This is a genomic window from Couchioplanes caeruleus (assembly GCF_003751945.1).
Classification (GTDB): Bacteria; Actinomycetota; Actinomycetes; order Mycobacteriales; family Micromonosporaceae; genus Actinoplanes; species Actinoplanes caeruleus.
Genome location: NZ_RJKL01000001.1, coordinates 5,936,243 through 5,959,287 on the forward strand (window position 1 = coordinate 5,936,243; position 23,045 = coordinate 5,959,287).

General features: G+C 72.9%; 21 protein-coding genes. 11 read left to right on the forward strand and 10 right to left on the reverse strand.

Going from position 1 to position 23,045, the window contains the following annotated elements; all coding sequences use genetic code 11:
• Nucleotides 1–3: 3 nt before the first annotated feature.
• Both EDD30_RS26645 and mutM read left to right on the forward strand, forming a co-directional pair.
• A complete protein-coding gene (locus tag EDD30_RS26645) occupies nucleotides 4–1,197 on the forward strand; it encodes a hypothetical protein (protein ID WP_084556410.1) in 1,194 nt (397 codons plus the stop codon).
• 11 nt (nucleotides 1,198–1,208) lie between these two features.
• The gene (mutM, locus tag EDD30_RS26650) at nucleotides 1,209–2,063 is read left to right on the forward strand and encodes a bifunctional DNA-formamidopyrimidine glycosylase/DNA-(apurinic or apyrimidinic site) lyase (RefSeq protein ID WP_071805701.1); all 855 of its coding nucleotides are present in this window, start codon (nucleotides 1,209–1,211) and stop codon (nucleotides 2,061–2,063) included.
• Here the strand turns inward: mutM and EDD30_RS26655 are convergent.
• The 4 genes from EDD30_RS26655 to EDD30_RS26670 form a co-directional block, all read right to left on the reverse strand.
• Nucleotides 1,999–2,586, reverse strand: a complete 588-nt coding sequence (locus EDD30_RS26655; RefSeq protein WP_071805700.1) for a Spherulin-4 — start codon at nucleotides 2,584–2,586, stop codon at nucleotides 1,999–2,001. The two genes, mutM and EDD30_RS26655, sit on opposite strands and share 65 nt — an antisense overlap.
• On the reverse strand, nucleotides 2,583–3,755 hold the full coding sequence (locus EDD30_RS26660) for a hypothetical protein (RefSeq protein ID WP_084556407.1): 1,173 nt from the start codon (nucleotides 3,753–3,755) through the stop codon (nucleotides 2,583–2,585). The genes EDD30_RS26655 and EDD30_RS26660 overlap by 4 nt, the downstream gene beginning before the upstream one ends.
• The gene (locus EDD30_RS26665) at nucleotides 3,752–5,242 is read right to left on the reverse strand and encodes a DUF3492 domain-containing protein (protein ID WP_071805699.1); all 1,491 of its coding nucleotides are present in this window, start codon (nucleotides 5,240–5,242) and stop codon (nucleotides 3,752–3,754) included. Before EDD30_RS26665 ends, EDD30_RS26660 begins: the two co-directional genes overlap by 4 nt.
• A 132-nt stretch (nucleotides 5,243–5,374) precedes the next feature.
• Nucleotides 5,375–6,178, reverse strand: coding sequence for a CAP domain-containing protein (locus tag EDD30_RS26670; protein WP_071805698.1), 804 nt, complete (start codon nucleotides 6,176–6,178; stop codon nucleotides 5,375–5,377).
• Between the two features lie 219 nt (nucleotides 6,179–6,397).
• Between EDD30_RS26670 and EDD30_RS38440 the strand changes: the two genes are divergently transcribed.
• From EDD30_RS38440 to EDD30_RS26690, 4 genes are all read left to right on the forward strand, one after another.
• Nucleotides 6,398–6,616 (forward strand): hypothetical protein, encoded by a 219-nt coding sequence (locus tag EDD30_RS38440; RefSeq protein ID WP_071805697.1) that lies wholly within the window; start codon nucleotides 6,398–6,400, stop codon nucleotides 6,614–6,616.
• 300 nt (nucleotides 6,617–6,916) lie between these two features.
• Nucleotides 6,917–7,111 carry a hypothetical protein gene (locus EDD30_RS26680; protein WP_071805696.1) on the forward strand — a complete coding sequence of 65 codons (195 nt, stop codon included), beginning with the start codon at nucleotides 6,917–6,919 and terminating at the stop codon, nucleotides 7,109–7,111.
• Nucleotides 7,112–7,544: 433 nt separating this feature from the next.
• Nucleotides 7,545–11,126 (forward strand): chromosome segregation protein SMC, encoded by a 3,582-nt coding sequence (gene smc / locus EDD30_RS26685; protein WP_071805695.1) that lies wholly within the window; start codon nucleotides 7,545–7,547, stop codon nucleotides 11,124–11,126.
• Between the two features lie 250 nt (nucleotides 11,127–11,376).
• A complete protein-coding gene (locus EDD30_RS26690; RefSeq protein ID WP_071805694.1) occupies nucleotides 11,377–11,994 on the forward strand; it encodes an HAD family hydrolase in 618 nt (205 codons plus the stop codon).
• 154 nt (nucleotides 11,995–12,148) lie between these two features.
• Here the strand turns inward: EDD30_RS26690 and EDD30_RS26695 are convergent, their stop codons facing one another.
• The 6 genes from EDD30_RS26695 to EDD30_RS26715 all read right to left on the reverse strand — a co-directional run bounded on the left by EDD30_RS26695 (nucleotide 12,149) and on the right by EDD30_RS26715 (nucleotide 16,579).
• The gene (locus EDD30_RS26695) at nucleotides 12,149–12,586 is read right to left on the reverse strand and encodes a hypothetical protein (protein ID WP_071805693.1); all 438 of its coding nucleotides are present in this window, start codon (nucleotides 12,584–12,586) and stop codon (nucleotides 12,149–12,151) included.
• A complete protein-coding gene (locus EDD30_RS26700; RefSeq protein WP_071805692.1) occupies nucleotides 12,493–13,596 on the reverse strand; it encodes a hypothetical protein in 1,104 nt (367 codons plus the stop codon). Before EDD30_RS26700 ends, EDD30_RS26695 begins: the two co-directional genes overlap by 94 nt.
• Before the next feature lie 138 nt (nucleotides 13,597–13,734).
• Nucleotides 13,735–14,190, reverse strand: coding sequence for a DinB family protein (locus EDD30_RS26705; protein ID WP_170047275.1), 456 nt, complete (start codon nucleotides 14,188–14,190; stop codon nucleotides 13,735–13,737).
• Nucleotides 14,191–14,297: 107 nt separating this feature from the next.
• Nucleotides 14,298–14,717 carry a hypothetical protein gene (locus EDD30_RS26710; protein WP_071805690.1) on the reverse strand — a complete coding sequence of 140 codons (420 nt, stop codon included), beginning with the start codon at nucleotides 14,715–14,717 and terminating at the stop codon, nucleotides 14,298–14,300.
• Entirely contained in the window at nucleotides 14,714–14,869 is a 156-nt protein-coding gene (locus EDD30_RS39340) for a hypothetical protein (RefSeq protein WP_170047273.1), read from the reverse strand. The genes EDD30_RS26710 and EDD30_RS39340 overlap by 4 nt, the downstream gene beginning before the upstream one ends.
• 21 nt (nucleotides 14,870–14,890) lie before the next feature.
• Entirely contained in the window at nucleotides 14,891–16,579 is a 1,689-nt protein-coding gene (locus tag EDD30_RS26715) for an alkaline phosphatase D family protein (protein ID WP_071805689.1), read from the reverse strand.
• A 153-nt stretch (nucleotides 16,580–16,732) separates the two neighbouring features.
• Between EDD30_RS26715 and ftsY the strand changes: the two genes are divergently transcribed.
• From ftsY to EDD30_RS26740, 5 genes are all read left to right on the forward strand, one after another.
• On the forward strand, nucleotides 16,733–17,935 hold the full coding sequence (gene ftsY / locus EDD30_RS26720) for a signal recognition particle-docking protein FtsY (protein WP_071805688.1): 1,203 nt from the start codon (nucleotides 16,733–16,735) through the stop codon (nucleotides 17,933–17,935).
• Between the two features lie 70 nt (nucleotides 17,936–18,005).
• Nucleotides 18,006–18,818, forward strand: a complete 813-nt coding sequence (locus EDD30_RS26725; RefSeq protein WP_071805687.1) for a phosphotransferase — start codon at nucleotides 18,006–18,008, stop codon at nucleotides 18,816–18,818.
• Between the two features lie 209 nt (nucleotides 18,819–19,027).
• Nucleotides 19,028–20,422 (forward strand): ammonium transporter, encoded by a 1,395-nt coding sequence (locus EDD30_RS26730; protein ID WP_071805686.1) that lies wholly within the window; start codon nucleotides 19,028–19,030, stop codon nucleotides 20,420–20,422.
• A 25-nt stretch (nucleotides 20,423–20,447) separates the two neighbouring features.
• The gene (locus EDD30_RS26735; protein WP_071805723.1) at nucleotides 20,448–20,786 is read left to right on the forward strand and encodes a P-II family nitrogen regulator; all 339 of its coding nucleotides are present in this window, start codon (nucleotides 20,448–20,450) and stop codon (nucleotides 20,784–20,786) included.
• A 19-nt stretch (nucleotides 20,787–20,805) separates the two neighbouring features.
• Nucleotides 20,806–23,031: a [protein-PII] uridylyltransferase gene (locus EDD30_RS26740; RefSeq protein WP_071805722.1), complete on the forward strand. Its 2,226-nt coding sequence runs from the start codon at nucleotides 20,806–20,808 to the stop codon at nucleotides 23,029–23,031.
• Nucleotides 23,032–23,045 lie beyond the last annotated feature (14 nt).

Below are 23,045 nucleotides of genomic sequence, written 5' to 3' on the forward strand. Positions count from 1 at the left end.
GTCGTGGCCTCCGGCACGGGCGAGGTCCCGGCCACGGACGGTGACGCGGCTCCCCGGTCCCGGCCCGAGCGCCTCTGGGACGCCGCCGGGGGCTGGCACGGCGCCGCCGTGGCGGTCGGCATCCTCGCGCTTTCCCGGATCCTGCAGATCTTCCTGGTCGTCCGCCTGGACCAGGCCGGCGAGAAGCCGGAGGGGCTGCGCACCAACCTGCTCATCTGGGACGGCGGCTGGTTCGTCAGGGCCGCCGCCGGCTACCCGCAGGGTTACACGTACGGAGCCGACGGCGCCCTCGACGGCAACGAGCTCGCGTTCTTCCCGCTCTACCCGATGCTCATCCGGGGCCTCTCCCAGTTAGGGCCGGACGCCGGAACCGCCGCGCTCACGGTGAGCTGGCTCGCCTCGATCGGCGCGGCCGTGGCCCTGCACCTGCTCGGCACCGGCCTCTACGGGCGCCGCAGCGGCTGGGCCCTGGTCGCGCTCTGCTGCACGGCGCCGATGTCGGTGGTGTTCTCCATGGCGTACTCGGAGAGCCTCTTCCTCGCCCTGCTCGCCGGGATGCTCGTCGCCGCCCACCGCAAGGTGTGGTGGGCTGCCGGGCTGCTCGGCCTGGGCTGCTCCCTGACCCGGCCGACCGGCGCCGCGGCCGCGGTGGCCCTGGCCGTCGCCGCGATCATGGCGGTCCGCAGCGACCCGGCGCGGAAGTGGCCGCCGCTCGTCGCGGCCGGCGTCGCGCTGGCCGGGGTCCCGGCGTTCCTCGGCTGGGTCGGGTGGCGGGTAGGCGACGCCGACGCCTGGTTTCGGATCCAGACCGCCGGCTGGGGTACGTCCTTCGACTTCGGCGCCAGCACGCTGACCTTCCTCGTCGACACGCTGACCACCGGTGACCGTTGGGTGCCGATGAGCGTCGCGCTCATCCTGCTCGTCGCGGCGGCCGCGGCGGCCGTCGCCCTGGCCGGCCGTCCCTGGCTGCCGCTCACCGTCTACGGCGTGGTCGCCATGGTGCTCGTGTACGGCCAGGCCGGCTACTACCACTCCAAGCCGCGGCTGCTGTTGCCCGTCCTGTTGACGCTCCTGCCGGCCGTGGTCGCCGCGGGCCGGGCGCGTCCCCGCGTGGCCGTCCTGGCGATCGCCGCCTGGGCCGCCTTCGGCCTCTGGTACGGCGCGTACCTGCTGGCCGTGTGGCCCTACACCATCTAGAAGAGAGCGCGATGCCTGAGCTTCCCGAGGTCGAGACCGTCCGCCAGGGCCTGGCCAAGTGGGTGGCCGGCCGCCGCATCGAGGCGGTCGAGGTGCGCCACCCCCGCGCGATCCGTCGGCACCTGCCCGGCGACGTGCACTTCGCGGCGGTGCTCGCGGGGCGCACGATCACCGATGTCTCCCGCCGCGGGAAGTATCTGTGGCTGCCGTTGGACTCCGGAGACGCGATCATCGCGCACCTGGGCATGAGCGGACAGTTGCTGATGCAGCCCGCGGACGCCCCGGACGAGACCCACCTGCGGGTCCGGGTCGGGTTCGCCGACGACGGCCCGGAGCTGCGCTTCGTGGATCAGCGTACGTTCGGCGGGCTGTCGGTCTCCGAGGGCGGCGCCACGCTGCCGGCGGAGATCACGCACATCGCCCGGGACCCGATGGACCCCCTCTTCGACGACGAGGCGTTCGTGGCGGCGCTGCGGCGCAAGCACACCGAGGTCAAGCGGGCACTGCTCGACCAGACGCTGATCTCCGGCGTGGGCAACATCTACGCCGACGAGGCGCTCTGGCGGGCCGGGCTGCACGGTGCCCGGCCGACGGACGCGCTGACCGCGCCGGCGGTGCGGCGGCTGCTCGGCCACGTGCGCGACGTCCTCGCCGAGGCGATCGTCGCCGGAGGAACCAGCTTCGACGCGCTCTATGTCAACGTCAACGGGGAGAGCGGCTACTTCGACCGGGCGCTGCACGCGTACGGGCGCGAGGGACAGCCTTGCCACCGGTGCGGCACCGCCCTGCGTCGCGAGCAGTTCATGAACCGCTCGTCGTACAGCTGCCCGCGCTGCCAGCCCCGCCCCCGGAGGCCGCTCCGCTGACGTACGGCCCGGCGTCGGTGGCGAGCCCGAAACCGGCGCCGCGGCGACCCATCAGCCGGCGGGCGGCGGTCAGCAGCTCCGGCGGCACCCCGTGCACGAGGTGGCCGTCCCCGGTCCGGACCCCGTCGCCGTCCCAGCCCTGGTAGGCCGACCACGGCCCGTCGAACGTGCAGATCTTCACGCCCAGGTCGCGGTAGAGCGGATGGGTGGGCACGCCCGGGTTCAGCACGATCCGGTGCAGGCCGCGGCGGGCGGCCAGCCGTACGGTCAGCGCCACCGGCCCCACCCCGCTCGATCCGGCGGGCGCCCGGTCCAGGAAGAGGCCCTGGACGCCGTCCTCGCGCCACGCGTCCACGTCGCCGAGCACGTCTGCCAGGGAGCGCCCGCCCCAGTCCAGGTCGACGCGGCCCAGCCGCTGGTGCGCCGTGCGCGGCGGGCCGGGCCGGTCCTGCACGATCCAGGTGTCGGGGTCCACGGACAGCTCGGGCGACGGTTGCGCGTACGGGGGGAACAGGGTCTTCACGGCGTCCTCCGGGGGTCAGCGGCGGTACGGGCGACGATGAGCAGGCCGGCGAGGTGCGTCGCCACCAGCAGGGCGACGGCGGTGGGTAACGGCGCGACGGGCGGCGCCCCGACGGCCGGCACGGCGACCGCCACGGTCGGCGGGGCGGCGGCGAGCAGGGTCGCGATCCCGGTACGCCCGCGCCAGCCGAGCAGCAGGGTGATCGCCAGGATGCCGCTGAGCAGGATTCCGCCCGCGAGGACGAGCACGGCGCCGCGGGTACCGCCCGGCATCCGGTACGCGGCCGCGGCCAGCGCGGTCCCGGCCGCGAGCGGCGGCAGCAGCGCGGCGATGGTCACGACGGTGACGCCGCTCAGATGCTCGCGGAACTCCGCGTCGCTCTCGGAGACGTCGAGTCCCGCCTGGACCTGGCGGCGATGCCAGGCGATCAGCGCCTCCAGGATCGGTCCGGCGGCGAGTAGCGGCACCACCGCCAGGGAGGTGGCGGCGGGCGGGCCCGCGTGCCACAGCAGTGCGACGCAGGCCGCCTGCGCCGCGCCGAGCAGCAGACGCATGCCGCCGTGGCGCAGGTCGCCGGGGCGCAGCCGGCCTACCGGCGAGGAGCCGAGGACCGGTCGGAACGCGCGGGCGGCGGCCAGCGCCACGGCGCCCGGGACCAGCGCGGTGACCGGCACCGTCTCGGCGAGCGTGTCGCCTACGGTCCCGGCGATGCCGAGGGCGGCGAGCAGCCAGCAGGGCAGACTCCACCGGACCACCGCCGCCTCGGTACGGGTCACCAGCGCGACGGTGACCGTACCCAGGGAGAGCAGGCCGCACAGGCCGACCGTGACGGCGAGTCCCCGGTCCGGGCCGATCAGGCCGGCGGGCGCGACCAGGACGAGCGCCACCCACAGCGCGGCCGCGGCGGCGAAGCCCCGCGCGACGACCGTGGCGGCCGGGCCGCGTCCGGAGCGCCGGGCGATGACGGCGCCGACTCCGGTGAGGGCGTGGGCGAGGCTCCAGCCGAGCAGCAGCGTGCCGGCGGTCACCGGCCGGGCGACCCGGCCGAGCGGGCCGGCCGCCGCCACCGCCACGCTCAGCGGGCCCAGGTAGAGGGCGCAGCGCAGCAGCGTGGCACCGAGGGCGGGCGCGCGCAGGTTGCCGCCGTGCAGGGCGAGGTCCGCGGTCACCGGTCCTCCCCGGCTCCGGCGAGCCATCGCACGGTGGCCGGGCGCGCGTCGCGGGGCGCGGGAACGGCCAGGGTCAGCTCGTAGGAGGGCGCCGGCGCCGGGCCGGCCAGGTCGGTGTAGAGCGCGCCGTAGACGCGGACGACCCGGTCCGCGGTGAAACAGGCCAGGGCCCGGCGGCGGGCCGCGTCGCCGAGGGCGCGCCGGCGGGCCGGCGCGGTGAGCAACGCCGTGCAGGCGGCCGCGAGCGCGCCGGGATCCCGCTGCGGCACCACGACGCCGGCGTCGCCGAGCGTCTCGGCGACGGGACCGACGTCCACCCCGACGACCGCACGGCCCGACATCATGGCCTCGATCAACCGGTACGGCGGATCCGACGGCCCCGGCACGTGCACGACGAGGTGGCCGGCGGCGTACCGGTCCCGGGGATCGGCGGGCAGCGGGTGCAGGCGGACCGCCCGGCCGAGCCCGGTGCGCTCGACCTGCTCGGCGCAGTGGTCCTCGTGGGCGGGGGTGACGCCGACCAGATGCAGCACGGTGCCCGGTACGGCGGCGGCCACCTGGGTGAAGGCCGCCAGCAGGCAGTCCAGGCCGCTCTCCGGCCCGCCGTTGCCCGCCCACACGATCGCCGGCGGGGTACGCGACTCCGGCGCGCACGGGAAGTCGCCCGGATCGACGCCTGCGGGCACCGGAACCAGCCGGTCCGGCTCGGCTCCGTGCCGCAGCGCCCAGGAGTGGTGGTACTCGCTGAGCGGCGCGATGAGCCCGGCCTCGTCGTACCCGGTACGGGCGACGGCCCGGCGGAAGCGGCGCAGCACGGTTTGCACGGCGGGGGACAGCCGCTCCTCGTTCGCCCGCAGCTTGGCCACGGGCGCCCGGGCCTCGGTGAGCAGCAGCGGAGTCCCGGTGCGCCAGCGGCCGGCCAGCGCGGCCAGCAGCGGGGTCGTGCCGCCCACGCAGTGCACCACGTCGGCCTGCGGTAACGGTACGGCCAGCGCCCGCGCGGCGTGGCGCAGCAGGGTGGCCGCGGTGCGTGCGTCCCGCAGGCTCAGCCGCGGCAGCCGCTCGTCGGCGCCCGAGGCCCGCCCGGCGCGCCACGCCTCCAGCAGCACGTCCGCCAGGGGTACGGCGTTGAGCGGCGCCCCGGCGGCCACGCCGCCACCGTCGGCCAGCACCGCCAGCCCCATCAGTCCCTTGGCGAACAGGTCGTCCCGCTCCAGCACCAGTCCCCGGCACAGGAGCACGGCCGCCGCCGTGGCGTGCTCGTCCCTGCCTTCGCGTCGCGGCGTCTCCCGGGGCAGCGCGACCGTCCGGGCGGAGGTGACATGGGCGGGCAGCGGATACGCCGGACCGCCCGGCGGCTCGCGGTCCGAGACGGTGACCAGGTCGAAGCGGAACCGGCCGAGACCGTCGACGAGCGTCCGGCACCAGCCGCCTAGCGCGTCCCGGCGGAACGGATAGCCGCCCCCGGTGAGCAGACAGATGCGCATGCGGTCAGCACTGCGGGCACGTCAGGGGCGATATCACGAAGGCTGCAACGACGCAGCGGCGCGAAGGACGGGGATCCTGTCGGCTAAACGACAGATCTTTGACCCTTTTGCCGGGTTTGCGGACTCCTTTGCTTAGGAACGCCCGAAAAGTTGCCCCCAGACGATCGTGCCGTCGACGCCCTTCACCGCGCCCGCGCCGATCGCCTTGAAGTCGCAGTTGAGAATGTTGGCGCGGTGCCCGGGGCTGTTCATCCAGGCGTCCATGACCGCGGCGGCGTCGCTCTGCCCCCGGGCCACGTTCTCGCCGCCCGGATCGTCGTAGCCCTGCTCCCTCGCCCGCTGGGCGAAGTCCCGGCCGTCGTCGCTGACGTGGCTGATGTAGAGGTCGTCGTGCGTGCCGAGTTCCTGGACGTGCAGGCGCATCGCCGTACGCAAGTCGGTGTTGAGGTCCACCGCGCCGCAGCCGGCCCGGTCCCGCTCGACGTTGACCAGCCGGATGACCTCGGACTCCTGACCGGCGAGCCCGGCCGCCACCGGAGGCTTCGCCGCCGGCTTCCTCGGGGCCTCCTCCGGTGCCTGTGCGGCCTTCGCGGCCGGCGCGGCCGTGGTCTTCTTCACCGCCGGCTTGGTGGCGGGCTTCGACGAAGGCGCCGCTGGAGTGCTGGACGTGGCCGGTGCCGCCGGAGTGCCGGCGGTGCCCGTCGTTCCGCCGCCCTCCGGCGCCGCGGCGGCGACGGCGGCCTCCGAGCGCTCGGCGGCGGTGCCCGAGCCGGTGAAGTCCGAGGGGAGGAGGACGGCTCCGACGCCCAGGGCGGCCAGCACGCCGCCGACCGGCAGGATCAGTCGTGCCGCCGACGGCATCGTCCCTCGCCCGCGGTGCCGCCCGGCCCGTCCCGTGTACTCTTCCCGGTCGGTCTGCTCGATCGGCCCGCGCAACGTCCTGCCTCCGTCGTCCCCAGGGATCGAGGAAATTCGACCCGGGCGACGGTAAGCACTCCGGCCGATACGCGGCAAACCAGCTAAGGAAGATCTAAGGCTCCCTTCAGGCAGGGACCCACCAATTCGGGTTCGGCCTTTCGGCGCGGGTGCGGCGCCGCACGGTTCGTCGGGCCACGGCGGCGTTTGCCGCGCCTACCTGCCCGGTACGCCACAGACATGCTCGACCCGAGGCATCTCGAACTCCTGCGCGACTGCGACCGGTACCTCGAGCGCCAGCAGGTGCTCCTTGATCGGCTCGCCGGCGAGGACCTGGCGGGTGCGGTCCTCGCCGCCATGGATTCCGCCTTCGATCAACTGCTGCACGCCGTAACCGTCGCGTGGCGCGATGCGGCCGTCGACCTCGGCGACCGTCGCCCGGACGAGGAAACCGCTTGATCCAAGCGCGGGTGGCATGCCAAGGTGGCGTGATTCACTGGTAGACGGGGGTCGGCGCGTTGTCCACGGCTTGACGGAGCCTGGTCATCGGCGCACCATAGAAGAGTCGCCAGTCGCGCCCATCTGTGCTCAGTCGAGTCCTGAGCGCGGAAATATCTGCCACCCACACAAGTTCGTCGGGTGCAGATCGCTGCCCCACGCGTGCCCGTGGTGCAGGTGTGCGAAACCACTGGGCGCGCGTTTGGCCGGCCTTTTCGGCAGCGCTTACACAAGAGACGCAGTGTCTCACAAGGAGAAGTCATGGCGAAGGCCCTCTACGGCCACGTAGGTGCGGCGCCCGACCGGCGCCTGCTCGACGAGGTCACCCGGCTGCGTTCCAGGGTGCAGGCTATGGAGTTCGAGATCACACGCCTGCGGGCGGAGAACGATCGTCTCGCGGCGGCGGCCGCGGAGGCGGACGATCTGATGCGGCTGACCGAGCCCGCGCTGACCTGAGCTCCGCGTGGCGCCGTGACCGGGCGCCCCGCAGTCCCCCTCGCACCAGGCAACGCCAACAGAACAGCGCGCCTCCACAGACACAAGTGGCGGCGCGCATCTTTTTGAGCCGCGTGCGCGCTGGTGGCCGGGCTGCCCGCCGGTGCCACCATCCGCCGCCGAGCCGCGCGCCTACGCCGAGGGCACTGCGGAACACGCTCACCAACGGCGCGGCCGTCGCAGTCGCGTGCCAACTTCAGGCCGATATCCTCGCTGTTCGCGCTAGCTTCGTCGCTTTGCGCGCGGACGTGGCTATCCTGTGCTCCGCCGAAAAGGACAAGCAGGCGGTAACAGGCTCAGATGGAGAGGATCCGGGACGCGCGGCGTGCACGGACACGGCCCGCACCTGCGGGTAACCTCCTGCCGGAGAGCAAACCGCGACCCCCGGAGTCCCGTGCACCTCAAGAGCCTGACGGTCAAGGGCTTCAAGTCCTTCGCCTCCGCAACGACGCTGCGGCTGGAGCCGGGCATCACCTGTGTGGTGGGCCCCAACGGTTCCGGCAAGTCCAACGTCGTCGACGCCATCGCCTGGGTCCTCGGCGAGCAGGGCGCCAAGGCGCTGCGCGGCGGCAAGATGGAGGACGTCATCTTCGCCGGCACCGCCGGGCGGGCGCCGCTCGGCCGCGCCGAGGTGACCCTCACGATCGACAACGGCGACGGGGCGCTGCCCATCGACTACACCGAGGTGTCGATCACCCGCCGGATGTTCCGCTCCGGCGAGAGCGAGTACGAGATCAACGGCAGCTCCTGCCGCCTGCTCGACATTCAGGAACTGCTGAGCGACTCCGGCATCGGCCGGGAGATGCACATCATCGTCGGCCAGGGCCGGCTCGACGCCATGCTGCACGCCAAGCCCGAGGACCGCCGCGCCTTCATCGAGGAGGCCGCCGGCGTCCTCAAGCATCGCAAGCGCAAAGAGAAGGCGATCCGCAAGCTCGACGCGATGCAGACCAACCTCAACCGGCTCAACGACCTCACCGCCGAGCTGCGCCGCCAGCTCAAGCCGCTCGGCAAGCAGGCCGAGGTCGCCCGCCGCGCCGCCGGCATCCAGGCCGATCTGCGCGACGCCCGGCTGCGGCTGCTGGCCGACGACCTGTACACGCTGCGTACCACCCTGGACAAGGAGATCGCCGACGAGTCGGCGATGCGCGAGCGCCGCCAGCAGGTCGAGGACGAGAACCGCGAGGTGCAGCGCTGGCTCGCCGACCTCGAGGCCCAGCACGCCGAGGACGCCCCACTCCTCCAGGCGGCCCAGGACACCTGGTACAAGCTGTCCGCCCTGCAGGAACGCTTCCGCTCCACCGAACAGCTCGCCTCCGAGCGGCTCCGCCACCTCGCCGCGACCCCCGACGACGAGCGCACCGGCCGAGACCCCGACCAGCTCGTGGCCGAGGCCGAACGGGTCCGCGAGCAGGAGGAGGAGCTGCGCGAGGCGCTGACCGAGGACCAGATGCGGCTCGCCGAGGCGGTCGAGCACCGGCAGGAGCTGGAACGCCAGCTCGCCGCGGCCGAGGGCGCCCTGCGTACGGCGGCGAAGGCGATCGCCGACCGGCGTGAGGGCCTCGCGAAGCTGACCGGGCAGGTGCACGCGGCCCAGGCCCGGACGTCCAGCGCCGCGGAGGAGATCGAACGCCTCGCCGTCGCGCACGACGACGCGCTCATGCGCGCCGAGGCCGCGCAGGCGGAGGTCGATGCGGTCTCCGCGGAGTCGACCGAGGCCGACCGCGACAACGCCGAGCTGGACGCCCGGCACGCCGAGGCGGTCGCCGCGCACGATCGGTCCGCCGCCGTGGTCAAGGAGCTCTCCGACGCCGAGCGCACCGCCGAGAAGGACGCCGCGAGCTGGAAGGCCCGCGAGGAGGCGCTCGCCCTCGGCCTCAAGCGCAAGGACGGCGCCGGCGCGCTGCTCGGCAAGGCCGACCAGGTCCCCGGCCTGCTCGGCAGCCTCGCCTCGATGCTGACCGTCCGGCCCGGACACGAGGCCGCCCTCGCCGCGGCGCTGGGCGCGCTCGCCGACGCGGTCGCCCTCAACGGGATCGACGAGGCCGTCGAGGCCATGCGTACGCTCAAGATCTCCGACGCGGGCCGCGCCGCCCTCGTCGTCGCGAGCCCCGCCGCGCCGGGCATGCAGGGATCGCTCGACTCCCTGCGGCCGTCGCTGCCGGAGGGCGCGGTCTGGGCGCCCGACGTCATCGACTGCCCCGACACGATCCGCCCGGCCCTGCACCGCGCCCTGCGCGACGTCGTCCTCGTGCCGGACCTCGCCGCCGCCTCCCGGCTCGTGACCCGGAACGCCGAACTGCGCGCGGTCACCCCCGACGGCGACGTCCTCGGCGCCCACGCCGCGGCCGGCGGCTCCGGCAAGGCCACCAGCTACATCGAGGTGCAGGCCGCCGTCGACGAGGCCCGCGCCAACCGGGAAGCCGCCGAGCAGTCCATCGGCGAGCTGAAGGACCGGCTCGCCGAGGCCCGCGCCGAGGTCGCCGAGCACAAGGAAGCGGTCAACGTCGCCGCCGCCGCCAAGCGCGCCGCCGAGGGCGAACGCAACGCCGCGGCCCGCCGCCTCGCCGAGCTGGGCGCCGCCGCCCGCTCCGCCAAGGCCGAGTCCGAGCGGCTCGGCGCCTCCCGCCAGAAGGCCGAGGCCAACCGCGACCGCGACCTCGCCGGCCTCACCGAGCTCGAGGAGCGGCTGCGGCTCGCCGAGGCCACGCCGATCGACGAGGAGCCGTCCACCGAGGAACGCGACCGGCTCGCCGCGCTCGTGCCCCAGGCCCGCCAGAACGAGATGGAGGTGCGGCTCGCCGTGCGGACGGCGGAGGAGCGGGTCTCCTCGATCGCCGGACGAGCCGACTCGCTGCTGCGTCAGGCCAACGCCGAGCGCCAGGCCCGGGAACGGGCGGCGGCCCGCCGGGCCGCCCGCGCCCGCGGTGCCGAGGTCGCCAAGGCGGTCGCGCTGGGCGCCGCGTCGGCGCTGGCCCGGGTGGCGGTCTCCCTGGCCGCCGCGGTCGAGGTCCGCGACGAACTCGCCCGCGCGCGCACGGCCCGCGAGGCGGAGCTGTCGGAGGTACGGGCCTCCGCCAAGCGCCTCGTCGCCGAGCTCGACCGCCTCACCAGCGAGGTCCACCGCGACGAGGTGGCCCGCGCCGAGCAGCGCATGCGCATCGAACAGCTCGAGGCCAAGGCGGCCGAGGACTTCTCCCTCGACGTCGACACCCTCGTCGCCGAGTACGGGCCCGACCAGCTCGTACCCCCGACCCAGGCCGAGGTGGCGCAGGCGGAGAAGGACGGCAAGGACGTACCGGAACCGGTGCCGTTCCACCGCCCCACCCAGGAGAAGCGCGCCAACAAGGCGGAACGCGACCTGGCCCTGCTCGGCAAGGTCAACCCGCTCGCCCTGGAGGAGTTCGCGGCGCTGGAGGAGCGGTTCAAGTTCCTGTCCGACCAGCTCGAGGACCTCAAGGCCACCCGCAAGGACCTGCTCACCGTGGTCAAGGACGTAGACGACCGCATCCTCGAGGTCTTCACGTCGGCCTTCGAGGACACCGCCCGCGAGTTCCAGACGGTGTTCCAAGTGCTCTTCCCGGGCGGCGAGGGCCGCCTGGTGCTGACCGACCCGGAAGACATGCTGACGACGGGCGTCGAGGTCGAGGCCCGCCCGCCCGGCAAGAAGATCAAGCGTCTGTCGCTGCTGTCCGGTGGTGAAAGATCCCTGACGGCGGTGGCGATGCTCTGCGCCATCTTCCGTGCCCGGCCCAGCCCCTTCTACATCATGGACGAGGTCGAGGCGGCCCTCGACGACGTCAACCTGGGCCGTCTGATCACGCTCTTCCAGCAGCTCAGGGAGAAGAGCCAGCTCCTGATCATCACCCACCAGAAGCGGACGATGGAGGTCGCCGACGCCCTGTACGGCGTCACGATGCGGTCCGGCGTCACGCAGGTGATCAGCCAGCGGCTGAACCGGGAGCCGGAGGACTGAGCAGCGGCCGCGCGCCGGTTCCCAGACGGGGCCGCGCGGGTTCCCAGACGGTCAGGGCCGCCGCACGTATCAGGTTGACGGCGACGATGAGCGGCCGCTTGCCGAGGCGGCCGGGATCGCACGCTCGGGCACGGCGTAATCTTGGGCGTCCGAGCGGCGTGCCCTTCGCCGCGTCCGAGGCTCGCCCCCGCGCCAGGTCATGGCGTCGCCGGCCGCTCGGGAAAGCCGTCGAGAGAGGATCGTTCGCCGCATGCAGCGCCAACCCGCCCAGGCCATGCTCATCGATCTGGACGGCGTCGTCCGCCGCTGGGACCCCGCCGTCGCGGCGGCGGCCGAGGCGGAGCACTCCCTGCCGGACGGCGTGCTGATGCGGACGGCGTTCTCCTGGGATCTCCTCCGTCCCGCCGTGGCCGGCGAGATCACCGACGCGGAGTGGATGTACCTCATCGCCAAGCGCCTCCCCCTGCCGGAGGACGAGGCCGCCGCCGCGGTCGCCCAATGGCAGAAGCACCGCGGCACCGTCAACCCGGAGGCCCTGGCATTCGTCCGGGAGGTCCGGGCGGCGGGTCGCCCCGTGGGACTGGCCACCAACGCGACCGACCGGCTCCGCGAGGACCTCGAATCCCTCGGCCTCATCGGCGAGTTCGACGCGATCCTCAGCTCCTGGGAGCTGAAGATCCACAAACCGGCCCCGGAGTTCTTCGCGCAGGCCACCGCCGCCCTCGGCATCGACCCGCCGTGGGTGCTCTTCGTGGACGACGACGACCGGGTGATCCGCGGGGCCCGTGCGGCCAAGCTGCTCGGTTTCCGGTGGTCGGGCTCGCAGGATCTGCCCTACCTGCGCAAGGCCCTCGGCCTCCCCGCCTGACAACCCGGGGCTGCCCAGTGGCTCTGTGATGCTCCGATCCGGACATCGACCACCGGTCCGGTGGCCGTGACAGTGGTCGGCACGGGCGTCGCCTTTGACGAGTGAGTCGATGGAGGGCTCCTCTCCGCGGAGAGGAGCCCTCCATCGTGCCGTTCTAGGAACGGATAGCCGACGTCGGCACCAGGGATGCCGGCGTAGAGCCCTGCAACCTGTTGTCTCGGTTGCCCGGGTAGACGAACAGGCTGCCGGCGCGCCATTGCACGGCGAGGTCGTCCTTGCCGTCGCCGGTGAATTCACCCGCGGCGACTCCGACGGCGTCGGAGAGGTCGACTCCCGCAAGGGTGCCGGGAGACCGCAGCACGGCGGCAGTCGCGGTGCCCGGGTAGAGGCGCGCCTTTCCGCGAAGCGAGGTGTTCTCCCGTGACGGCATCGCTAGCAGATCGTCATGGTTGTCGCCGTCGAAGCGGCCGCTCACGATCTGGGCGAAGCCGGTCAGCTTCAGGTCCGGTCCGACCTGGTACTGCCCGGCCCGGCGGAAGGCGGCGACGGTGTTCGCGTCGCCCGCCAGCGCGACGCGCCCGGCTGCTGCCAAGCTTGCATGACCGGCTTCACCGCCCGGTCGACGATGGCCCGGACCGCCGTCCGGTCCTCGGCTTCCTTCTTGTCCAGGGCGGCCTGGATGTCCCGGTCCTTGGCCTGGTGGATGCCGGTGTCGATGAAGGTTTTCCAGATCGCCGGGTCGAGGCTGCGCGAGGCCTCGACAGCGGCGTCCTGCACCTTGGTCCCGCCGGCCTCATGGTTCCAGACCGTCACGATGAAGTCACGGTCGGGCAGGTTGAGCAGCTCGTCGGTGACCGGCAGGCCGATCCGGTTGGCGGCGAAACGCTTCGCGGCACGGACCAACGCGGCGGCCTTCGCGGCTCCCGTCTGCGCCTCGTCCTTGGCGATGCGGTCCTTGGTGTCCTGCCTCGCGGCCTCTGCGAGCCCCGAAGCGATGAACGCCTGCTGCTGTCCGGCGGTGCCTTGGAGGGCGACGGCGGCCGCGGCCTTGACCTTCGGCCACTGCGAATCCTCGACGACTCTCTGCCAGATCAGCTCGACGAACTTGGCGTCGGTGCCGTCGAGCAGGGCGGCGTCGGCAGTTACGTTGATGGCGGCGGCGGCCGTGCTGCGAGCCAGGTCGCTCCGCCGCTTCTCCTCGGCGCTCCGCCGCTCGCGCTCGCGGTCGAGGGCCGCCTGCGCCTCGGTGAGGATGAAGTCGGCGCAGGCCTGCTCGACGTCCTGCGGCGTGGCGCTGAATGCGAGCTCGGCCGCCACCCGGACCTCGGCGTTCTGAGGTTTGTCCTTGACGTGGGTCCAGATCGCGATGACGAAATCGCGGTCAACGAGTTCGATCAGGTCCAATCGGCCGCCGAGGCCGAACTTGATGGCGAGGGCCATCTTCTGCTCGTACTCGGTGGCGGCCAGGACCATTGTCGAGGTGGGCAGTGTTCGCGTCGGAGCAGCGATCGCGGCCGCCGGCGACGCGGCGGTAAGGACCACCGCGGTGAGACCGGCGGCGAGGAACCTTCGGGTGGTGAACCCGTCGGTGAGGCGTGGCATGAAGGTGCGTCCGCGAGGGTCTGCGACGACTCGACGACGAGCGTGGTGTCTCGCCGGTGTTTTCTGAGGACGGCCCAGCGTTCGCCGAGCGCAAGGCGTGGATCGCAGGCGCGGGTCATCGAGTCGCCGCGCGGTGGGTCAGTCGCCGGTTTGGCCGTCGGTGCGTTCGCGGAGTAGGTCGGCGTGGCCGTTGTGGCGGGCGTATTCCTCGATCATGTGCAGGTAGACCCATCGGAGGCTCGTCGTCGGACGGTTCTCCGTGGTGAACTCGTGATCGAGAGGCAGGCTCGCCACCGCGGCGCGGGCCGCCTCGATCTCGGCCAGGAACGTGGCGTGGTCCTTCTCCGCGTCGGCCTCCACCACGTCGTCGAAGTCGCCGTCAATATTGGTGTCGTCGCAGTAGAGGTAGGAGAGTTGCTGGCCCGCCGCCTGGATGCGGAACCAGCCGCGTTCCACCTCGGTCATATGCCGGAGGAGCCCGAGCAGCGTCAGCGTGGACGGCTCGACCGCCCTGGTCTTGAGCTGCTCTGCCGAGAGGCCCGCGCATTTCGTCAGCAGGGTCTGCCGATGCCAATCGAGCCAGCCTTCGAGCATGGCGCGCTCGTCGCCGGTCCGGGGTTCGCTCACTCGTTGCGCCGCAGGCGCGGTCCAAGAAGTCACGCAGACATGGTGGACCGCCCCTACGACAATTCTCGTCCCGGTTATGCGTCCCCGGCCGGGACGATGATGATGCGGTCGTCAGCGACCAGGCGCGTGGATTCTTGCGGTTCGGCCGTCAGGTAGGCCGCTGAGTGCTCGAGGGCTGCCCATATCGCATGCGAACGCGCCAGGTCGCCCCCGGTGAACGCGACGGTACCGGCCACGCGGCCCGCGGTCTCGGCCGTCAGGTCGAGTGTGCGGGCGCCGGGCAGGTGGACCAGCACGTCGAGGCGGGCCCGGGCGACCTTGTCGTCCCCGCATCGCGCGTGAGCGTCGAGGAGAGCGGTTGCCGGGATGCCGACGTATGCGCGTTCGCCGGCAATTTCGGTGATCACCTCGCCGACATGGACATGACCCTGAGCGTAGGACTGGATCGCCGACCGGTCGAGGACGGCCCGGATCTCCGGGTGCAGGTCGGTCATGCCGTCGGCTCCTGGTCGGGCCAGCGACCTGCCTCGATCGCGTCGAGCCGGCGGCGGCTTTCGGCGCGCTGGGCTTCTGTGGGGCGGCGGAGTTTGTCGCGCCAGCGGGCCACACCCTCGTCGGTGATGGCGAAGCCTGCCGCTTCCAGCATTGTCCTGGTGGTGGCGCTGCGCTAGTCGGTCAGGCGGACCGCGGCGACCGTGAACAGGGTGCCGTCCTTGGTGGTGCCCTCGACCTCGACCTCGGCGCGGGCTCCGGTGTGGCGCAGGGTGCTGACCGCGTTGCCGAAGTAGGGGCCGGCCAGCCGTTTCCAGGTCAGTGGCGGACGCTTCACGCCGGCCGACCTGGCCAGGGCGCGCATGCCGGTTGCCGCCAGGCGGGACCAGCTCAGCCGCATCAGGGGCCGCATCGGGGCCGGCACCTGGTTGTGGATGGGCGAGCAGGTCAACTGGTGCACCGGCGTTCGTACGGCCGGTCCCAGCAGGGCGCGGGCCACGTACGAGTGGTGGACGTCGCCCGAGAGGACGCTGATGGTGGCCGGGGGTGCGTAGGCCCCGCCCGCGCCGACGCGCTGCGGGGGCGCTCCCTCGCCGCCCTCACCCAGGCGGCGGCAGAGCTCCGTCAGGGCGTGGAACGAGCGCCCGAAGGCCGCCCAGTGTTCGAGGTCGATGGCCCGGCGGATCACTTCGGCGAAGGCCGCCCGGCGGGTGCCGGGTCTGGCCGTCAGCTTCTCGTTCCAGGCCTCGACGTGGTGGATCGCGGGCGGCATGAGCCACGGCAGGGACGAGCCGATCACCAGGTGGTCGTAGTCGCCGTGGGCCTGGTCGACGAACCAGGCCCATTCCGCGGCCGGCAGCATCTCCCGGCGTGCGGGGATCAGGACCCGGTTGCAGCGGTTGTCGAGCATCACCAGGCGGGTGCGGCCCACGTCGAGGGCGAAACTCCACTGGTACGGCCGGTCGATGTTCTCCGCCGACGTCGGTGAGTCGACCGAGAGGCCGAAGTCGTGCAGCAGCTCGGTCGCGTCCGGGACCGCGAGGATCTTCGCCAGCAGCGGATCGGCGGCGAGCTCGTCCGGGCTCATGTTGCCGAGATGCTGATACACCCAGTACGAGGCCAGGCCGCTCGCGATGCGCTCGGCCCACCAGGGCTGCGCCGACATGTCCGAGCGCCAGGACGCGGACGTGTTCCAGTCGTCGATGATCTCGTGGTCGTCGAAGATCATCACGCTCGGCACGGTGGCCAGCAGCCAGCGGACCTCCGGGTCGCGCCACGATTCCAGATACAGCTTGGTGTACTCGTCGAACGAGACCACCTCGTCCGCCGGGCCCTTGTGACCCGACGGCCGGTGGCGGCGCAGGAAGCGCCGTACCTTCGCCGAGGTCTTGTCCGCGTAGACCTGGTCGCCGAGGAGCACCACGAGGTCGGGGCGCAGGTCCGGGTCGCCGGGGTCGGTCATCAGCCGCCGGGCGTACGCGTCCAGCGCGTCGGGGGGCAGCTTGCGCGCGGTCGCGTGCGGGGTGGCCTCGCGGCAGGAACCGAAGATCATGCTGACCGGATGGTCGGCGTCCTCGGCCGGGCGGGTCACGATCACGGTCGGCGGGTACGGCGAGTCCGGCTGCGGCCACACCTCGCGCTCGTCGAGCCACACCCGGTATTCGCTCGCCACGCCGCGACGCAGGCCCTCCACCACCACGATCGCGTAGTGGTGCCCGTACACGGAGAAGGTGGGAGCGGAGCCGGCGCCGCCGCCGGTCGCCTCGACCCGCACCCGGGCCGGGCCGCTTGTCTCCACCCAGATCGTCGCCTTGTCGCCGACGACTCGGCGGAGGACCGGCCCGATGAGCAGCGACGCGGTCACCGTACCGCCGTGGTGAGAGCCATGCTGCCATCCTCCCCACCGGCCCGGGATTCCGCCACCACGCTTTGGGTCACCTCGTGATCACCGGGCGGGTCCGGCGGCAACGGACGGGTGGCACCACGGTCCTCCGGTCCATCTGTCAGGATTTCGTACATGGAATACGTGGTCGCCTCCCTGATCCTGCTCGCGGTGCTCGTCGTCGGGGCCGTCGGTCTCGTCGTGCCGCGGCTGCGGCGGCGGGAGCTTCCGCCGCCCGGGGAGAGCCGGCCGGGGGAGACCCGGGCGGGCACGACCACGCTCGAACGGCCTCCGGTCGCGCCGCCGGCTCCCGAAGCCGAGGCGCTGCCGCCGCTGATCGAACGCCCGGCCGCGCCGCCCGCCGAGCCGGTGGTCGAGGCTCCGGCGAAGCCGGCCCTCGAGAAGCCCGAGCCCACCGCCGGCCGCCTGGTGCGCCTGCGGGCCCGGCTCAGCCGCTCGCAGAACGTCTTCGGTCGCGGCCTGCTCAGCGTGCTCTCCCGCGACCACCTGGACGAGGACGCGTGGGAGGAGATCGAGGACAGTCTGATCACCGCCGACGTGGGCGTCGAGGCCACCCAGGTTCTCGTGGAGCGGCTGCGCGAGCGGGTGCGCGTGCTCGGCACGCGGACGGTCGCCGGGGTGCGCGAGCAACTCGCCGAGGAGCTGACCGCCGCGCTGGATCCCCAGCTCGACCGTGGCCTGCGTACCGCACCGCACGATGGCCGTCCGGCGACCGTGCTGGTCGTCGGGGTCAACGGCGCCGGGAAGACCACCACCTGCGGCAAGATCGCGCGGGTGCTGGTCGCGGACGGGCGTACGGTGCTGCTGGGCGCCGCCGACACCTTCCGGGCCGCCGCCGCGGACCAGCTCACCACATGGGGCGAGCGGGTCGGTGCCGAGACCGTCCGGGGTCCCGAGGGCGGCGACCCGGCCAGCGTGGCGTTCGACGCCGTGAAGCGGGGCATCGACGTCGGCGTGGACACCGTGCTGATCGACACCGCCGGCCGGTTGCAGAACAAGGTCGGGCTGATGGACGAGCTCGGCAAGGTCAAGCGGGTGGTGGAGAAGCACGGCCCGGTCGACGAGACCCTGCTGATCCTGGACGCCACCACCGGTCAGAACGGCCTCGAGCAGGCCCGGGTGTTCACCGAGGTGGTGGATGTCACCGGCGTCGTGCTCACCAAGCTCGACGGCACCGCCAAGGGTGGAATCGTCATCGCCGTGCAGCGCAAGCTGGGGATTCCGGTCAAGCTGGTCGGCCTGGGCGAGGGCCCGGACGACCTCGCGCCGTTCGAGCCCGCCGCCTTCGTCGAGGCCCTGCTTGGCGCCGACGCGTAGGCTCGAAGGCGGCAAGCCCGTGACGGGGTGGCAAACCCGTGAAGCGGGGAACTTCCAGGGGAGGTCGTGGGTGACCCAGGAGCGCAGCGCTCCCGACAGCAGTCGCGAGATCCCCTTGCACGGCGGCAACGTCAGCACGGTCTCCAAACTGGGCGACACGGTACGCCGTAATGCCGGGCCGTGGACGCCGGCCGTGCACTCGCTGCTGAACCACCTGCAGCAGGTGGGTTTCACAGGATCTCCGCACGCCCTCGGCATGGACGAGAAGGGCCGCGAGGTCCTGTCCTACCTCGATGGCGAGTGCGGCGAGTATCCGCTGGCCCCGCACTGGACGACCGAGGAGGCCCTGGTCACGGTCGGCACGATGCTGCGGATGTTCCACGACGCGCAGTACGGCTTCCAGCCGCCGCCGGGCGCGGTCTGGCGCAGCTTCGGCCCGCCGCCGCCGGACACCGAGGTGATCTGCCACCACGACGCCGCACCGCACAACGTGGTCTGGCGGCCGGACGGCACCCTCGCCCTGATCGACTTCGACCTGGCCTCGCCGGGCGCGCGGATCTACGACGTCGCGTACGCGGCCTGGACCTGGGTGCCGCTGTTCAGCGACCGGGACTCGTACACGCTGGGCTGGAAGCGGCCCAACCGGCCGCGGCGGCTGCGGCTCTTCGCGGACGCGTACGGACTGATCCCGCGCGACCGTCACCGCCTGGTCCGGACCATCCGCAAGCGGATCGTCGACCACGTCGAGGGCATCCGCAGGATGGCCGCGGCGGGCGACCCCGCCTTCGTCCGTATCGTGCACAAGGGACATCTGCGGCGACCGATGCGAGATCTCCGCCTGCTCGACTACGAGCGCCACACCCTGGAGTACGCCCTGCGGTGAGAAGCCGCTTGTGAGAGTTTCTTCACACGTACGAAACAAACGGTGACCTGCCGGAAATCGCGCGTTGACCCTGCGCGAAACAGCCGACCGGAAGGCTGGCGCCTCACACCGGTCGAACGGCGCGACGCTGCCCCGGCACCGGCTCCGCATTGCCCGCACGGCCCCGCCGTGGGCAAGCGCGGCAGGACACCTATCGGAGAGGAGGCAGCGTGGAGATCAACACCGGCAACACAGCCTGGTTGCTCCTGTCGTCTGCGCTCGTTTTGCTCATGACTCCGGGTCTGGCGCTGTTCTACGGTGGCCTGAACCGGTCCAAGGGCGTACTGAACATGATGATGATGAGCTTCTCGTGCATCGGGCTCGTCTCCGTCCTCTGGGTCATCTACGGCTTCACCCTGGCCTTCGGCGTGAACGGCAACGATGGCCTGAACACCGTCATCGGCAACTTCTCGTACTTCGGTACGGGCACCAGCGGCATCACCGAGGAATGGCTCTTCTTCGGCGCGAAGACCGGCATCCCGACGTACGCCTTCATGGGCTTCCAGATGATGTTCGCCATCATCACCGTCGCCCTGATCAGCGGCGCGGTCTCGGACCGGATGAAGTTCGCCGGCTGGGTCATCTTCGCGCTGGCCTGGTTCACCCTGGTCTACGTACCGGTCGCCCACTGGGTCTGGGGCGGCGGCTTCGTCGGCTCCAAGATCCGCGCGCTGGACTTCGCCGGCGGCACGGCGGTGCACATCAACGCCGGCGCCGCCGCGCTGGCGCTCTGCCTGATCCTCGGCAAGCGTGCCGGCTGGCCGCGGGAGAACATGCGCCCGCACAACGTGCCGTTCGTCGCCCTCGGCGCCGGCCTGCTGTGGTTCGGCTGGTTCGGCTTCAACGCCGGGTCCGAGCTCACCGTCGACGGCACCACCGTCTTCGCCTTCCTCAACACCCAGGTGGCCACGGCGGCCGCCCTGGTCGGCTGGGTGGTCGTGGAGTGGATCCGCGACGGCAAGCCCACCCTGGTCGGCGCCTCCTCCGGTGCGGTCGCCGGCCTGGTCGCGATCACCCCGGCCTGCGGCTTCGTCGCCCCGCTGCCGGCCGTGCTGATCGGCCTCGTCGCCGGTGCGGTCTGCGCCCTCGCGGTCGGCCTGAAATACCGGCTCGGCTACGACGACTCGCTCGACGTGGTCGGCGTGCACTTCGTCGGCGGCTGGATCGGCTCGCTGGCGATCGGCTTCTTCGCGACCGCGCAGGTCAACGCGGGCATCACCGATCCCGCCATCCTCAACGCGAGCGAGGGTCTGTTCTACGGCGGCGGCGTGACCCAGCTCGGCCGCCAGTTCCTGGGCAGCCTCGTCGTCACGCTCTACTCCTTCGCCATCGCCGCGGCCATCGCCCTGATCATCCGGTCCGCAAAGGGCCTGCGGGTCTCGCCGGAGGCCGAGATCACGGGCATCGACATCGCCGACCACGGCGAGACCGGCTACGACCTCACCCCGAGCGGCGGTGCGGGCACCGGCGGTGGCGCCTTCGCGATGGCCGGGCTCACCGGCACCACGCCCGCACAGGCGGACACCGAGGGCAAGGCGGCCTCGGCGGAGAAGGTTGCCGGATAAGTTCTCTGACATGGAGGGACTGAACATGAAGCTGGTGACCGCCGTCATCAAGCCGTACCAGCTCGACGCGGTGAAGGAGGCTCTGCACGCCCTGGGCGTCGCCGGGCTCACCGTGAGCGAGGTGCAGGGATATGGACGGCAGAAGGGCCACACCGAGGTGTACCGGGGTGCCGAGTACACGGTCGAGTTCCTGCCGAAGATCAAGGTCGAGGTGGTCACCGACGAGATCGACGTCGAGAAGGTCGTGGACGCGGTGGTGAACTCCGCCCGTACCGGCAAGATCGGCGACGGCAAGGTCTGGGTCACGTCGGTGGACGACGTGGTCCGGGTCCGCACCGGTGAACGCGGCCTCGACGCGCTCTGAGGCGCCGGAGGCGCCGCGGGTGCCGTCCGGCTCCTCGCCGGACACCCTCCGGGGCCACGTCGGCGCCGCGGCCCGGGATGCCCGGGCCGCGGCGCTCGACGCGTGGCTCACCTCCGTGTTCCCCGGCCACGTGCCGGGCGTCAGCCTGGTGGCGGTGGGCGGGTTGGGTCGGCGCGACGTCGCGCCGCACAGCGACCTCGACCTCGTGCTGCTGCACCGCGGCACGGCCGGGATCGACCGGATCGCCGCCGCGCTCTGGTATCCGATCTGGGACACGCGGATCGGCCTCGACCACTCCGTGCGGACCCTCGCCGAGGCCCTCTCGGTCTCCCACGACGACGTGAAGGTCTCGCTGGGCCTGCTCGACGCCCGGCACGTCGCCGGCGACGCCGCCCTGTCGGCCGAGCTGGTCGGGGCAGCCGGCGACCAGTGGCGGCGCACCGCCGTACGCCTGCTTCCGCAGCTCAAAGAGCTCACCGCGGCCCGGTGGGCGGCGCACGGCGAGCTCGCGTTCCTGCTCGAGGGCGACCTCAAGGAAGCCGCCGGGGGCCTGCGCGACCTGACGATCCTGCGCGGCATCGGCCGCGCCGGGCTCGCCGACACCCTGCGCCCGGCGGTGCGCGCCGCCGGCCTGCGCCTGTTGGACGCCCGCGACGCCCTGCATCTGGCGACCGGCCGCCGGGTCGACCGGCTGGTCGCCCAGGAACGCTCGACCGTGGCCGAGCTGCTGGACCTCGAGGACGCCGACGCGCTGCTGCGCCGCGTCTCCGGCGACGCCCGGACCGTCGCGCACGCCCTCGACGACGCCTGGCGTGCCGCCGACCGGCTGCGGGGGGTACGCCGCCGCGGCACCGCCCCCGGCAACCCTGTGCGGCGGCCCGTCGCCCGGGACGTGGTCGAGCAGGATGGGGAGCTCGTGCTCGCCCGGACGGCGATCGGGCCCGTACCGGACCCGGCGCTGTCCCTGCGGGTCGCCGCCGCGGCCGCGACCGTGCGCCTACCGATCGCCCGCGCCACCTGCGAGTGGCTCGCCGCCTTCTGCCCGCCGCTGCCGACGCCCTGGCCGGCCACCGCCCGCGGCGCGCTGGTCTCGCTGCTCGGCTCCGGGCCGGGGCTGCTGCCCACCTGGGAGACGTGCGACCGGTACGGCCTGATCGACGCCTGGCTGCCCGAGTGGGCCCGGATGCGCAGCCTGCCGCAGCACCATCCGGTGCACCGGTTCACGCTGGACCGGCATCTCGTGCAGGCCGCGTTCGAGGCGACCGCGTACGCCCGCGAGGTGGACCGCCCTGACCTGCTGCTGATCGGCGCCTTCCTGCATGACGTCGGCAAGGGGCTGCCCGGCGATCACAGCCTGGTCGGCGCCCCGATCGCCGCCGGGATCGCGGCCCGGATCGGCCTGCCGGAGGCGGACGTGGCGACCGTCGAGCGGCTCGTCCGCCTGCATCTGCTGCTGCCGGACGCGGCCACCCGGCGCGACCTCGGCGACCCCGTGACCATCTCCACGGTCGCCGAGCAGGTCGGCGACACGGCGACCCTGGACCTGCTGCACGCGCTCGCCCGCGCCGACTCGCACGCCACCGGCCCGGGCGCCTGGTCGGACTGGAAGGGCCGGCTGATGGCCGAGCTGGTCCGCCGGGTCCACACCGCGCTGGACACCGGGGAGCTGCCCGCACCGCCGGAGCCCGGACCCGAGTTGCGCACAGGCGACCTGCCGGCCGTGCACCTCGACGGCGACCGGGTCGCCGTGGCCGTGGCCGACCGCCGCGGGCTGCTCGGCGCGGTCGCGGCCTGCCTCGCCCTGCACCGCCTCGACGTCGTCGCCGCGGACGCGTCCACGATCGACGGCCGGGCGATCGTCGAGTTTCTGACCCAGCCCCGGTTCGGCTCGCCGGCGGACCCGCTCGCGCTCGCCGCCGACCTGCGCCGCGTCGCCGCCGGCGACGTCTCGGTGACCCAGCGGCTGCGGTCGCGTCCGGTGCCGGCCCGCGACGGCGCCGCCCCCCGGGTGGTCTGGCTGCGCGCCGCCGCCACGGACGCGGTGGTCCTCGAGCTGCGCGCGGCCGACTCGGCCGGGCTGCTCCATCGGGTCGCCACCGCGCTGGACGAGGCCGGCGCCGAGGTCCGGGCCGCGCGCATCTCGACGCTGGGCGGTGACGTGGTCGACGCCTTCTACCTCGTCGGGGCCTGGGCGGATCCGGCGGCCCGGGCCCGGGTGGAGGCCGCGGTGCTGGCCGTGGCCTGAACCGTCACTTCCCG